16 protein-coding genes are annotated in these 13,065 nt (G+C 65.4%); 4 read left to right on the forward strand and 12 right to left on the reverse strand.

Annotation, left to right across the window (positions count from 1 at the left end; genetic code table 11):
* The 3 genes from AB0N80_RS14035 to AB0N80_RS14045 form a co-directional block, all read right to left on the reverse strand.
* On the reverse strand, window positions 1-393 hold the full coding sequence (locus tag AB0N80_RS14035; RefSeq protein WP_363579038.1) for a TIGR03618 family F420-dependent PPOX class oxidoreductase: 393 nt from the start codon (window positions 391-393) through the stop codon (window positions 1-3).
* 41 nt (window positions 394-434) lie between these two features.
* Window positions 435-818 carry an ATP-dependent DNA ligase gene (locus AB0N80_RS14040; RefSeq protein ID WP_315995725.1) on the reverse strand — a complete coding sequence of 128 codons (384 nt, stop codon included), beginning with the start codon at window positions 816-818 and terminating at the stop codon, window positions 435-437.
* Between the two features lie 193 nt (window positions 819-1,011).
* Window positions 1,012-1,425: a PPOX class F420-dependent oxidoreductase gene (locus AB0N80_RS14045; protein WP_363579039.1), complete on the reverse strand. Its 414-nt coding sequence runs from the start codon at window positions 1,423-1,425 to the stop codon at window positions 1,012-1,014.
* Between the two features lie 129 nt (window positions 1,426-1,554).
* On the opposite strand from AB0N80_RS14045, the gene AB0N80_RS14050 reads away from it, so the two are divergent.
* Window positions 1,555-1,737 carry a hypothetical protein gene (locus AB0N80_RS14050; protein WP_315995723.1) on the forward strand — a complete coding sequence of 61 codons (183 nt, stop codon included), beginning with the start codon at window positions 1,555-1,557 and terminating at the stop codon, window positions 1,735-1,737.
* A gap of 780 nt (window positions 1,738-2,517) precedes the next feature.
* A complete protein-coding gene (locus AB0N80_RS14055) occupies window positions 2,518-2,877 on the forward strand; it encodes a MarR family transcriptional regulator (protein ID WP_363579040.1) in 360 nt (119 codons plus the stop codon).
* Between the two features lie 96 nt (window positions 2,878-2,973).
* On the opposite strand, the gene AB0N80_RS14060 is transcribed toward AB0N80_RS14055, so the two are convergent.
* Complete coding sequence (locus tag AB0N80_RS14060; protein ID WP_363579041.1) at window positions 2,974-4,215, reverse strand: hypothetical protein; 1,242 nt, start codon at window positions 4,213-4,215, stop codon at window positions 2,974-2,976.
* A 287-nt stretch (window positions 4,216-4,502) separates the two neighbouring features.
* On the opposite strand from AB0N80_RS14060, the gene AB0N80_RS14065 reads away from it, so the two are divergent.
* Window positions 4,503-5,234 (forward strand): hypothetical protein, encoded by a 732-nt coding sequence (locus AB0N80_RS14065; protein ID WP_363579042.1) that lies wholly within the window; start codon window positions 4,503-4,505, stop codon window positions 5,232-5,234.
* Window positions 5,235-5,297: 63 nt separating this feature from the next.
* A complete protein-coding gene (locus AB0N80_RS14070) occupies window positions 5,298-5,558 on the forward strand; it encodes a hypothetical protein (protein WP_363579043.1) in 261 nt (86 codons plus the stop codon).
* Window positions 5,559-5,896: 338 nt separating this feature from the next.
* Here the strand turns inward: AB0N80_RS14070 and AB0N80_RS14075 are convergent, their stop codons facing one another.
* The 8 genes from AB0N80_RS14075 to AB0N80_RS14110 form a co-directional block, all read right to left on the reverse strand.
* A complete protein-coding gene (locus tag AB0N80_RS14075) occupies window positions 5,897-6,754 on the reverse strand; it encodes a GIY-YIG nuclease family protein (protein ID WP_363579044.1) in 858 nt (285 codons plus the stop codon).
* A 34-nt stretch (window positions 6,755-6,788) separates the two neighbouring features.
* Window positions 6,789-7,805: a DUF2971 domain-containing protein gene (locus tag AB0N80_RS14080; protein ID WP_363579045.1), complete on the reverse strand. Its 1,017-nt coding sequence runs from the start codon at window positions 7,803-7,805 to the stop codon at window positions 6,789-6,791.
* A gap of 49 nt (window positions 7,806-7,854) precedes the next feature.
* Window positions 7,855-8,988, reverse strand: a complete 1,134-nt coding sequence (locus AB0N80_RS14085) for an XRE family transcriptional regulator (RefSeq protein ID WP_363579046.1) — start codon at window positions 8,986-8,988, stop codon at window positions 7,855-7,857.
* Window positions 8,981-9,664, reverse strand: coding sequence for a hypothetical protein (locus AB0N80_RS14090; RefSeq protein ID WP_363579047.1), 684 nt, complete (start codon window positions 9,662-9,664; stop codon window positions 8,981-8,983). Before AB0N80_RS14090 ends, AB0N80_RS14085 begins: the two co-directional genes overlap by 8 nt.
* 252 nt (window positions 9,665-9,916) lie before the next feature.
* On the reverse strand, window positions 9,917-10,330 hold the full coding sequence (locus tag AB0N80_RS14095; protein ID WP_363579048.1) for a hypothetical protein: 414 nt from the start codon (window positions 10,328-10,330) through the stop codon (window positions 9,917-9,919).
* A gap of 473 nt (window positions 10,331-10,803) precedes the next feature.
* Window positions 10,804-11,640: a hypothetical protein gene (locus AB0N80_RS14100; protein ID WP_363579049.1), complete on the reverse strand. Its 837-nt coding sequence runs from the start codon at window positions 11,638-11,640 to the stop codon at window positions 10,804-10,806.
* Window positions 11,637-12,194, reverse strand: a complete 558-nt coding sequence (locus tag AB0N80_RS14105) for a hypothetical protein (RefSeq protein WP_363579407.1) — start codon at window positions 12,192-12,194, stop codon at window positions 11,637-11,639. Before AB0N80_RS14105 ends, AB0N80_RS14100 begins: the two co-directional genes overlap by 4 nt.
* Window positions 12,166-13,017, reverse strand: coding sequence for a PIN domain-containing protein (locus AB0N80_RS14110; RefSeq protein ID WP_363579050.1), 852 nt, complete (start codon window positions 13,015-13,017; stop codon window positions 12,166-12,168). Before AB0N80_RS14110 ends, AB0N80_RS14105 begins: the two co-directional genes overlap by 29 nt.
* Window positions 13,018-13,065 lie beyond the last annotated feature (48 nt).

The following is a 13,065-nucleotide window of genomic DNA, read 5'->3' on the forward strand; positions in this document are numbered from 1 at the left end:
TCAGTCCTCGTAAATGCGCGACCACGCCTTGCGCGGCTCGATGAACCACACGGCGAGGCCGTCGCGAAGGCCGTACGGTTCACCCGTATAAAGGGTCGAGATGCGGTCGACGTACGGCAGTGTGTCCTCGCCCTCGATGCGTTCGACCGCCTCGCCGCGCACGAACGCCATGGCGTAGGGGTTGTCCGCGCCGGTCACCGAGATGGCGACGCGGGGATCACGCCGGATGTTGCGGTCTTTGAGCGTGTCCACCTCGGTGAAGATCATGAGACGCTCCCCGTCGACACCCACCCACAGCGGGATCCCGTGAGGAGAGCCGTCCGCCATGAGAGTGGACAGGTGGGCGACGGCGTTCGTCTCGAAGAAGGGCTTCGCATCGGTCCAGGAGGTCATGCGAGTCGTAACCGCCGCGCGACCGCCGAGCATTCCCGTTCTCAGGACTGCGCGGGGGCGGGGGCCTGCTCGTTCGGCACCTCGCGGAAGACCATCTCCTCCCGCTGCAGGCTCTCGCGCGGCGAGAACTCGTCGGGTTCGGGGATGACGTAGAGGCCCCGCCCGGAGTTGGCGTTGTAGGTGAGCGCGTGCAGCCATGCCGGGCTCAGCTGCGGCGTCCGGCTGCCGTGGTACTTGAACACCAGGGAGACGTTGGGGTGGATGTACACCGTCGTCCGTCCTCCGCCCGTGCTGATGTCGTCCTTCCAGGTGAAGGGGAAGGACTCCCCGCGACGCACCTTGGCCATGATCACCGCCTGGAGGTGCGCAAGGAGACGGTCCTCGAAATCGACTTTGACGTCGCCGTCGTAGATGAACTTGCCCATGATGACCCCCCGGCGATCGTCGCCCCGGAGTGCGCATCTCTCGGCGAGAAGTCGAACGCTGATGGCCGGGGTTCCATCGCCGTCTCTTCGTGCACTGTCCCCCATCCAGCCCCCTGGCGTAAACCCCTTGTTCCTCCGTCGCTACGGGGGTAGTGGTTCGCGCGATGCGTCCATCCCGGACGGATGCCGAACGTCAGCCGGCGCGCGAGATGCGCAGGATCACCCGATCACCGGGCTTGCGCTGGATGCGCCGGACCAGCGCCTCGACGCCGAGGATGATGCGGAACTGCAGGCCGTACTTCCGGCGTAGGGCGCGATCGGCCCGGTCATCGTCGGTCGCGGGCGCCGCGATGCGCGCGTGCGCCTCGACGGTGATGGCATCCGGGTCGATGGACCCCATGCGGCTGCAGGGGCGCAGAACGACCCGCGGATCGTTGCGCAGGCGCTTGACCTTCCCCGTGGAACGCTCGCTGGTGACGACGAGTTCGTCGCCGTCGCGGGCGATCCACACCGGAACCGCGACGAGTGCGCCGTTCTTGCGAAAGGTGCCGAGCGAAACGAAGGGCGACGAGGCGATCTCACGCCAGTGGGTGTCGGGGACCGTCATGGTTCCACGCTAGCGAGGTACGAACAGCCCACTCGGGGGTTGCGCGAGACGCCGGAGGGCGGCCGGATTGCGAAGACTGTTCATGGGAGCGCTTCCATGTGGTGTTCCCGCGCCCCTACGCTCGCGGTCATGGGGAGCTATGACGTCCCGCAGGTGGGGCCTGTGGTCGTGTCACTGAAGACGTACCGGTTCGGATTGACGAACGAGTCGATGACGACCTTGGCATCCGTCCGCCGGGTGAACGGCCAGCCGCTGGACGTCGTCGACGAGGAGCGAGTGGCGCAGTATCTCGAGAGCCTCGACGTGATCTGATCGACCCGCCTGTGCGGCGACTATGCCGAACCTCAACGCCGGCGCAAGGAATGCGCAACGGTGCCGCAAGACCGGTGGATTCGTGTCCCCCTTTCGGTGGACATGGGTTAGCGTCGTCTCGTTCCCGCCGCCAGGCACTCCGCAGCCCCCCTTACTGGCGGCGGGAACGACCACTCCCCCGGTCGGTCGACTCCCGGCGGCGATCAGTCGGCGAGGCGCCGTCGAAGCCCCGCGGTCGTCATGTCGAAACCGGTCGGCGGCAAGGATCCCACCCGGCCGGTGAAAGCCACGGTGCGTCTCTGCCCCGCGGTTCGCCGCCCGGCGGGTGAAAGCCACGGTGCGTCTCTGCCCCGCGGTTCGCGACCGGCGATCACGACAGGACGCCCCCGTCGACCGCACGACTGCACGTGCGGCCCTCGTCGGTCCGACCGGTGGGTACGACGTGAACGACCGTCGCCGGACGGCCGCCCGCTGGTGGGTCGACTCATCTGCGCCCTCGGCTATCGATGCCGCGGTGAGCGCTGTGCGGCCGCCTCCCCGGCTCGGGGTGCCAGTACGGCGAGATGCTGGTGGCCGGATCGCCCGCGCGCGAGGAGCGCTGCGGACGACCTGGCCGCGGATCGCGAGTGGAACCGAAGCGCTTCGCCCCAGTGCTGTTGGCAGTCCTGTTCGAGTCAACTGTTCGCTCGTAACATTCACCCCATGGGCGTCACACGCGATGTAGCTAGGGCCGATCGGACTCGCCGCGTGCGCACACTTCTTGCGCGACTCTCGAAAGACTTGACCGATCAGATCCGGGTGGCGGTGAGTGACATCGACCTCACGGAGACGCAGGCAGCCGTTCTGCGCGAGCTCGAAACCCCGCTGACGCAGCGGCAGATCGCGGATGCGCTCTCGTGCGAGCCGTCGAACGTCACCTTCGTCATCAACAAGCTGGAGAACCACGACCTCGTCGTACGGACGCCGCACCCGCGCGATCGGCGCGTCAACGTCGTTGCGCTCACCGACGCCGGGCGCAAGGCTCGAACGGAGACGATCGATCGCGTCGAGAACAGCTCACCGCTGGCCGGTCTCCGCGACAGCGAACTCGACCAGCTCGAGGCTCTGTTGGCGAAGGCAACCGGACCAGAGAGAGCATGAGCCCGCGATGATCCCCGACTGAACCTAGGACAGAGAACCCCGTTGCCACTGCTGGCAACGGGGTCCTCTATTTGAATCACGGTCGGCGGAAAGGCCTCACGCAGCAGCCGGCGCGGCGACAGGGCGGACCCGCCACTGCCTGACGGCGAGATCGGGCACGAATTCCCACGCACCGTCGCACTTCCCGCAGACGATCCGCACATCGTGCTCACGGAACCCCGGGATGTTCTCGTGCTCCTCGTCGATGGTTCCGGCACCGCACGGGCAACGGAACTCGTAGTGCTCGATCGTGCCACCCCCGGCGCCCCAGCCCGGATGTCCGCGGCGCTTGCCGGCGATCAGCTCGGTGCGGATGCCCGTGGAGAGGGGTGAAGTCATCGCCCAATCCAGCACGGCCTCGCGAGCCGCGTCGACGAAGTTCTCGTCGGCGCCCAGGGCGCGCATGAGCGTGACGAGCTGTTCCGGCTGCAGGACAACTCCGTGCTCGCTGATGCGCACACCCTCGGCGTAGTCCCCAGCGAGGGCCTCTCGTGTGCCGGGAACACCGCGGTCTCCGGGAAGCGCCTGCGCCAGGAGCCATTCGTGGAACGGGCTCGTCTTCGGCTCCGCCTGCTCGTCGACGCCGTTCCAGCGGCCGGGTGCGGCGCCGGTGTCGCGATACTCCTGCAGCGCCCGTATCAGAAAGAGATACCCCGGCGGACGGTGATGGTGAGCGCGGATCGTGTCACGGTCAGGCTCCGAGCTCCGACGCATCGAGCGTGCGTATTCGACCTGCTCCGTGACGAGACCGAGATCAGCGTTCAGGCCCCACTTCCCCGGTGACGACTCCGCGATCGGGATGCCGAGCGCCGCGGCGGCCCAAATCACGTCGCCGTTGGCGATGTCGGAGAACTGCCCGAGGTGCTCACTGAGGAACTCTTCGGCGGTGTGTTTCAGGTTGTAGCCGTAGGTGTCCTCGTTGGGCTCGCCCGCTAGGTCGAATGATCGCAGCACCTCAGCGGTCAACACGAGCCGGAGGTAATCGTCCTCGTGCGCGACGGAGAACGGATGCTCTTCGCCGGAATAGAGCCCGTTGCGGCCCAGGTGGGTGACGCGTTCGCCTGTGTCGACGAGCTCACCGTCGGTGGACTCTTCCCAGACGGGCTCGGTCAGCACCGGGTGCTCGCCCAGCGCCCGGATCACGTCGCGTGCACAGATGCGCTCCCCCAGGATGCCCTGAGCGAGCGGATGCTCCATGAGGCGGAGCGCACGGGTGTACTTCATCCCGGAGAACGTGCTCCAGGCGCGGGCGTCTTGTTGGATGGCCCGCAGGCGAGCAGGAACAACGCTGTCGTTCATCTCGATCTTCTTCCTTGCCGTCGCTCGCGCCCCACGTCCGCAGAGCTGGCATCGGTGAAGAGAGGTCTCGACAAGATGGGCACTGCATGTCCTGCATCTGGATCCGCACCGGTTACCTTCGCGGCCGGGATCACGTGGGGATCCCGACTCGGAAATGAGCAGTCCAGACTGCTCGTGACGGAGAATCTACACCCGCCCGAGGGAGAGCAGCCCGGCACTCACGTCCGAAGTCCACTCGGTCAGCTGTTTCACGCGGGTGCTCTACGGTGACTCGTGAGGGGAGCGGAATGGTGGTCAAGCGGGGACACATGGTGTCCGGGGGGTACATCAGCGCGTGGGGCGATGAACGAAACCGCGTCGATGTGATCGACGTTCAGCACAAGCGGGGGTTCACGACGTCATATCTGAACGCCACGGTCGTCAGCTACGTCTACGACCCGAAGGTTCTCACCCACGATCTGGAACGCGCCTACTGGGCGATCGAGGACGCCGGTACGCCCGTTATCGTCAAGCTCCGCGAGGGCGCGAAAGCGCTCAGCGACGCGGAGCGTGACGCGATGATCGCGTTTCTCGACATGCACCTCGCGCGAGGGCGCTACGCCGATCAGGCGAACCTGCGCGTGCCCGCCGTACTGGTCATGACGGATGGCACCACGAAGGATACCGAGCTTGCGCTCGGCGACGTGCTGACGCTGTCCCAATCGCGGCAAGACGTATTCCGCCTATCCAGCCTGCCGCTCGAAGAGTGGGACTGGAAAGTGCTCGACGCAGTGGGTCTCGCTACCGGAGATGGGGCGGTGCTGTTGTGGCGTCCGACGAAGAACGACGAAGTCTGCACCATCTCGTTTCCACTATCGCCGACGAAGCTGCTCGTCATCGGCGAGGATTTGCCCGACGGGATCCCGTTGAATGTGCGCATCGCGGAGAACAGCAGGCGGTGGATCGTCGGGGTGAAGGGATCACTCAATCTCGCGTGGGGTAAGCAGCCCACGACCCAGGAGTCGGGCCCGCGCGGTTGACGCCGAACGGGGGCTCTGGGGCACGAAGCTGCTCCGGCAGTACGCATATTCGATACTTGCGTGATGCGAGACGATGTCGGCCCCCGCTGGCATCCTCAGTTGCTCGCGCATGAGTCCCCTCCGGGACACTGGGCGATGCTGGATTCTCGGCACGCCGTCGCAGGTGAGATCGAACTGCGCCGAACAGAAGACGGGCTGCGCTATCGAGTCGAGCATCGCGGGGAAGTGATCGGCTGGGCGGTGTCCCTCAGAATCGCCACCGAGCGTCTGCATCGGCGCATCATCTCCGAGGGGGTCCCCGGCGGCGGGATCAACGGTCGATGAACGCGCCCGAGGACTAGCCACGCCCACCACGAGACTTCACCCTGTGGACAAGCGTGCGTGACTCATCTCCTCCGCTAGACAGGCCTACATGACGAATTTCGCCACCTCGACCGCCGTTCAGTTCCCGAGCGTCATTCTGGCAAAAGGAGAGCCCAGCGTTGCAACCTTGGTTTCTCGAAGTCGTGCGGGAACGCTCCGAATATTGGGCGGCAGTGGTCCCTGCTGAATCAGGGGAGGGTCCCTCGCTCACGCTGGACGTCGCGTCCATGCGTCGTCTAGTCGCCGCGTGGCAAAGCATCGACCGCTGATCGGGCAGAGCAGGACGAGCCCACGACCGCTTAGTTCGCATTCAGGCCGTGCGGGCGCCGCGTATGGAGAGCCTGCTTCCAGAAGCTCTCGCGAGCGAGGATTGTCTCAGCCTTGGTCTTCGGGTCGAAGATCTCGAGGATCGAATACTGGAAGTTCCCGACAATGTGCGCGTCGCCCAGCTCGCGGCGGATGCTCTCCAGCTCACGATTGCCGCCGGTGAGGTTGCTGAGCTGGGCGTAGCCTGACCAGCGCTGCCAGAGACCGTTCGCTTCCCCGGATGCCGAGCCGACATACAGCCGGCCGTCGCTCAGATCGGTGATCACGTAGACGCCCTTCACGCTCGAGAGGGCGTCTTTCCAGGAGGGTTCGTCGTTCGCGACGATCCGCTGCAGCTCGTGATGTCGGAGCCGGGTGTTCTGATAACCGGGGAACGTGCCGAGCTTGGTGTCGGGCGCGAGCTCGTACACCTCGGGAGCGAGCTGCTCCTGCACGGTCTCATACCTTCGCAGGTAGACCTGCCGGCCGAGAGGTTTGTCGAGCTTGATGATCAAACGCTTGATGTACTCGGCGTGGAGATTCTGCAGCTTCAAGTCGTAGCCAAGACCGTCGATGACCGCCGGCATCACCGGTGTCACCCGGAAGAACCCGCCGAAGATGAAGTAGTTCGGCCCGTACGGGTAGTACTGCGCCCACGCCAGCAGATACCGGGCGTCGCCCATGTTGTTGTTCGCGTTGACCGCGCGCCAGCGGCTCATGTTTAGCCACTCGGGATCGTCGTCGACGAGAAGGTCCCACGCCTCGCCGCCGCCGTTGCCGGCACGCATATGGAACTTCAGCTTCGTTGAGCTGGGCTCAGGAACAGGCAGGAAGTCCGTGAGCCGGATCACCGGAGAACCTGGCACTCAGGCGTGACGCGACTGCTCATCGCGACCGGTAGGGGTGCTCAGAGCGATCGAAGATGATCGTGTTCTCCCACGTCTGCTGCATATGTGGTGGACGGGTGCCGTCATCGATGTAGCCGGGGTCGATCTCGTAGTCGTTCGCGATGAGCAGCCACTGCACGGCCGCTGTCGCACTCTGTGGCGCGTCGGGACCTAACCGGACCGCGCGGATCGGCAGCTTCGGTGCCGCCACAGCGCTATCGACCGCGGCACCCCATTTACCTGTCGGGCTAGTCACGAGCCGGACGTGAGGTCGTGGCCCCATGCTGCTGGGAGTCGTGAGTAGAGCCTTTCGGGAGAACATCTCCACGGTCACGCGTTGTTCGTGCTCGTCCGAAAACGCAGGGTCTTTGGCTCTGGACCGCACATCGGCACGGGCATCCGCGAGATCCGCGACGATCAACCCGAATGCCTCGCTGCGGCCTTCTTCGGCGGCTGTGTCGCGCGCGTGTGCGGCGTTCCACCGATCGCCGAGCCGCTTCAGCGGGCGCTCCGCAGCTTGCCGCACCCTTCCGGGCTGGTACACGACCGGACGCCAGTGTCGGATCGAACGTGGCGAAGGATTGCTGTCCTGGTCGACGACACCCAGCGCTACCTTCGGGTCCAGTCCGATGGCACAGCCGATGCCCCCGCTTGAGTAGGTGCGCCATGCATAAAGCGAATCAGGGTCGTCCGACGCGCAGAGGATGAAACGGGCGTCGTGCACGAGCTGTCTGGACGGCAGGTCAGACCACGGATCCCAATGGGGCTCCTCTCCGAGGAATCGCAGTGCTTGGCGAGCAAAGAGTTCGTAGGTGGGGTCTGCCTGCAACGCTTCCAGCGCCTCTGTGAAGGCAGCGTCCGCAGTGAGCGTCTCGCGAATGTCGTTCTGGAAGCTCACCTCGGTCGCGAGAAACGAGTTTCCCTGAAGGATCAGAGCGAGAGTGTCCAGCGTCGTGTAGTGCCAGACGAGCTCGCCTCCGGTGCGGGCGCGCTCGACCGCTGCGGCGTAGTCCATCTGCTTATACAAGCGGCTGTGTGCAGTGCGCGCCAGTCACACGGTGGGCCTAGCCTGCTTCGCTGAGGCCGCCGTCGAGCAGTCGCAGGACCGGCCGTGTGTCCGTCTCCCCCAGCAGATCCCTGACCTGCGCCGTCGGAAGTCTGAGCAGCTCAGCAAGAGCGGGCACGTTCGTCCCGTGCGAAGCAGCCAGCTCAGCTGCTTTGCGAAGCAGAGTCGGCACCTCCCCCGGATACGAACCCGCGGGGTCCGCGTCCGGGTCATAGCTTGCTGCGAGCCGCTGGTAGGCCCGACGAGCAGAGGACTCCGTCACTCTGTTTCGTTCGACCATGCGGCGAACTAACGAGTGCGGTGAAACTCCCCACGTTCGCCCCACGCGGTCCAGCGCGGCGAGATCCAGCCGCTGCGGCAGCACGGCGTCCATCGCCGCGGCCGGCGTGAGAAACGCCGCGGCGAACTCGTCGGCTTCTCGCTCGATCGCGGCGCTCTGCTCGTCGGAATCCGCGTGCAGGAGCAGATGCCCAATCTCGTGGGCGATGGAGAACCTGTGTCGGAAGACGTTGTCGGTCCGACGCGGCGTTGTGACCACGATGGGTCGCTCGACGATCACCGCTGAGAACGCGTCCACGCGCTCGACTTCGCTGAGAGGTCTCACCGCAACGACGATGCCGTGAGACTCGGCCGTTGCGACGAGGTGCTTCACCGGACCGTCCGGGAGATCCCAGTGCGTGCGCAGAATCTGCGCGGCATCCACGGGGGACGTCCTCGCAGGCAGCTTCGGCAGATCCGCGTCGGGGAGCTTGATGTAGCGCTCAAGCGCAAAGGTGAGCTCCCAGATCAGAGTCGTCGTCGCCAGAGCGCGCTGGCGATCACTGACCCGGGTAGAACGCAGACTCCGGAAGTGTGCGTTCAGGGTCTCGATTCGAGCCATCGGTCGGCCGACGTTGAAGAAGTCGGGCTGCACCTTGAGGACACGGGCGAGCCGTTCGACGACCTCGGGCCGCGGCGCGTTCACATCGGCTTCGTACTGACCGATGGCCGCCGAGGAGACCTCGATCGCAGCGGCTAGTTCCGACTTGCTGAGTCCCTGTCGAACGCGGGCCTGTGTGAGCCGCGCCGGCTCGAACCTGCCGGAAGACCTCGTGCTCGGGAGGTCGAACAAGGTTGGCGGAAGTTCACTCATCAGGAGTCACGTCCCGAGTCTGCAGCGCGACGACGGGAGCCGCGGGCACGCCACTGTCGAACGACTCGACCTCGACGTCCAGACCCTCGCCGGCGAAGTCGTCGGACCAAATTGGCTCTTCGCCGAGCAGGTGCACCTGGCCCGAACGGTATTCCGCGACCGCCCAGGTGATGGATGAGAGCTGACGCGGCGTGGAGTGCACCATGACAAGCACCACAGGCATTACCGCGCCGGCCGCCTCGACCAGCCTCTCGAATCGCTCGAGCTCGTCGGCGTCCCGCGCCTCCTCTCCACCGTCCATCAAGCTGTTGCCAAAAAGCTCCGGTTCGCGCCGAGCGAAGAAGCTGCTCATACGCGTCCTGCTCGAGGCGAACTCCCGAACGACATCGACGCCCTCGGGAATCCGCGTGACAAACAGCAGCGCGTCGTTGACGATCGGCACGCGATAGCCGGCCGGAGTGAGCTTGTGGGAGCCGAAACCGCGCTCCTTGAACGCGTCGCGGGCATCGCACAGCAGGTCGCGCCACTGGCTGCCGAAGAAGTTCAGGAACCGCGTCTTCGCGGCATCGTGACCGTCGACGGTGCTTTCGTGGCGAGTCCGGACGACGTCGACCATGAGCTCACGAGCCATATCCGCGTGCTCGCCGAGGGCGTCGGCAGGTGAGTTGTAGGCCATGAGCGTGTCCCGTCTAGGAGCTTGTGGCCCTCGCAACGATGGCCGAGACTTCAATATAGCGCACGATTCGCGCGTCTACGCTTCATTCCCTGCTGCGTGTCACGGGGCGGGCTGTCGGTGAGCACTGAGACGAGAATCTCACAGCGCGGACGGGTGGTGAGCGGGGACGTGCCTGCAGGGTCGGAGGTGGGCATGGGTCTGCACTACCGCTCTCAGCCGAACAGCGATCGGACCAAGGCGGACGGGCGGGGATCACCCGAATTCACTGTGCATGTGCTCCGGCAGTTTCCCCGTAGCAACCTCGATCTGTTTGGCCGCAGCCTCCACGACCATCGACTGCTCGAGATCTCTGATCCTCAAGAAGAACCTCTCCACCAAGGAGGAGGGGTCTTCATCCGAGCCCGCATCATCTGCAATGGCGACTGGCTCCTGGAGCGCGCCCAAGCTGACGGAGTAGGTGAACGCATGGACGACAGCGAGTCGCAGGTCGATGGCGGCGCCGAACAGTGTCTGTAGCGCCAGGGCCGTCTGGGTGGGTGGCTGGCTAGTAATCGCGTGACGTGCCCCTTCTAGGGAGCCCAGCGCACGGGCCATCTCCTCGTCGAAGGTGTCACCCGCGGAGAGAAGCCGGACCCGCTCGACGCCGATTTTCAGGAGCGTGCTCACCCGAGTGCCCGCCGTGACAGCCGCGTCTAGATCGCTGATCGCTCGTGTCAGAGAAATGAAGACAAGGGTACGAGAGGACGACCGCTTGGACATCGTGAGTACGCGCTCTAGCCGAACAAGCGCCAGGACCTGTAATCCAAGGATCGCGACTATCGGGGCAGCCAGCCAAACTTCCGCTCGCCGATGTTAGTGCGAGACGCGACCCGGCACGGCTGAGACGTGCCCGAAGCGATCACCGCGAGCCGCGCCGTGTCGAACGCGAGCGGCTGATTCGCCTCCCGTGTGCGTACGCGTAGTCCGCTCTATCCCCCGCCGGCGTCAGTTCGTCAGGTCGCGGTTCGCCCGTGCGGGCGCCTCTCGCTCGCTATCGTCAGTGCAGATGAGGCGAGATATCTCTCCCGTCTTCCGTTGTCGGACAGGACCCGTCACTCGCGCAGCGGACGCATGTCAACGATCCCGGGTGGAAGATAGATCTACTCCTCACCGCCGACATCGTCTGTCGACGCATTCACCACCGACCACACCTCGCCGTTCCACAGCCAGCCTCGCATCGACCGCGCATGGACCACCCAGAGGTGCGTGATCGCAGGACCCAGGTCCGGCACCACGTCGGGCAGTCGCCATCCGTCACTCTGACCCGGGAGTGCTGCGCCACGCACCGGGCGGGCGATACTCCACTCAGTGTCGTCGTTGACCCACACGAAGAGATGCCGGCTCCCAGCGCCACTGTCCCGGAGCTTCTTCGGATTGTCGACTTTGGGTCGCAGCTCGTCCATCAACTGCGACACGGCTTCGTTGCTGGAGGTGGCGACACCACCGCTTCCGGCCATGATGAAGACCTGGTGCTTGTGGTCGGGGTCGTCTGCTCGCGCGGCGTGCGGCGCGTTACCAGCGACCTCTACGCCGGCCCCCAACAGCCTCCTGTACACAGCGGAGAGGGGTCCGCCCATCAGGACGTGCACAGCGGCTTCCTGGTCTGAAAAGCGGGACTCCCCCGCGGCCTCGAGCTCCGCGATCACGGGCGAGACGCGCTGTACGAAGGTGCGCAGCGTCGACTGGTCGAGCGACGTCGACACGATCCAGCAGTTCCGCAGAGACACATCGGGGGTGCCCTTGCGCTCTGATCTCCTCAGGGCGTCACTAGCGCCCCTCTTCCAGCCGTCGGTGACCGCGGTCACCTCCAGCGCAACGGTCCCGTCCGCGCTGAGGTAGTCGACGCCTCCGTGAGTGTCATGGTGCTCGAGCTGAATGCCCAGCGAATGCTCGACGATCTCTTTCGCCGCGCGCTCGTTCGGACGCTCCGCGTTCACGACCCGGCTCCTGGGTCTGTGTCCAAGAGCCGATACGCCTCGCGCATCTCGTCGGTGACGTCGGCGCCCCGGGTGAGCACCTTCGCGCCCGTGAGCGTCGTCGCGTTGACCCATTCGCTGCGGGCGCCGGCACTCGTGACCTCGCCTGCCGTCAGCTCTCGCGCGAACAGAAGATCGACCGTGACCGGCGCGAACACCAGGAACACGGCCGTGTCGAAGCCGAACGAGCGGAACTGCGAGAACATTCCGGACGGGGTCTTCATGATGCGGGCCTTGACCTGAATCTTCTGGCCCGCTTCGGTCGTGACGTCGTGGGACTTCATGGACTGCGGCTCCAGCGTCCCTCCTCGCGCGATCCAGACGAGGCGCTCGGAGACGTCAGCCAGAGGAGCGTTTCTGCTGCGCACGATGCCGCGTCGCCGGAGTTCTTCGAGGGAGAGCTCCATCCGGGTCAGCAGCTCACGCGCGCTGAGACCACGGAGTTCATGCGCGATGCGGGCGTCCTCGGTCTGCTGCTCCACGGCGTCAGGGCTTCCGATCTGGGATCTGATCATGCGTGAGTCGGACCGCCTCCAGCCCGAGAGCTCGCGCCCGAAAGGTCATGGCGGAGTCCATCGTGACAAGAATGACTCTGTCTGTGTAGGGCTTCAGCTGTAGCGCCCGGTCGATGATGTCGCGGTCCCCGTCGACCAGCGCGACGCGGGACAGGTCATCGACGAGAACGCGGATCTTCGCCTCGCCGGCGGGTGTGTCTCGTTCGGAGTCGGACGTCTCGATCTCGGGAGGGAACGGCACCGGCTCTGCGCGCCCACGCAGGGTGTCGTTCAGCCACTTCAGGGCGTGCCGCGCGTTGCTCTTCTGATCGGCGCTACCGCGGTCCTTCAGACTGTCGAGTTCCTCGACGACACGGATCGGAACTACGAACGAGGCTCGACGTGTGATCTTGTTCACGACGTCGTCCCATTCGATCGCGGCGACGCGCGGCCCTGCGTTCATCATGACGCTCGTATCGATCACGATGATGACATCGCTCAGGGATCCCTGGAGCCTCTCGATCTCGGAGATGGTCGCGTTCAGCGTATCGATGCGCAGCTGCAGCTCAGCGTCGATCAGTGAAGCGATCGTTGGGGCCTGATCCCGCAATGAGAGCAGGTGCAGCAGCTCGAACCGATCGCCGAGCAGGACGCGCGATGCGCTCGCTCCCGTCAGGATGCTCGCGCCCTGCAGGAGCGCCTGAGCGCTCCATTCCCGCCATCGGTTGAGCAGCTCCTGCGGAGAGGCTTCGGAACCGCGGATGCCCTCGAGCATGCTCCTGAGGTCACGAAGCTGTGCGAGCGCCGCCGACGCCTTCGCATCCGGATGGAGCTCGATCATCATCGGCGGTGGCTCCCTCTTTCTGTCTCGACGTACGGCGGCGTTCATTTG

The organism is Microbacterium sp. NPDC089188 (genome assembly GCF_040685155.1).
GTDB lineage: Bacteria > Actinomycetota > Actinomycetes > Actinomycetales > Microbacteriaceae > Microbacterium > Microbacterium galbum.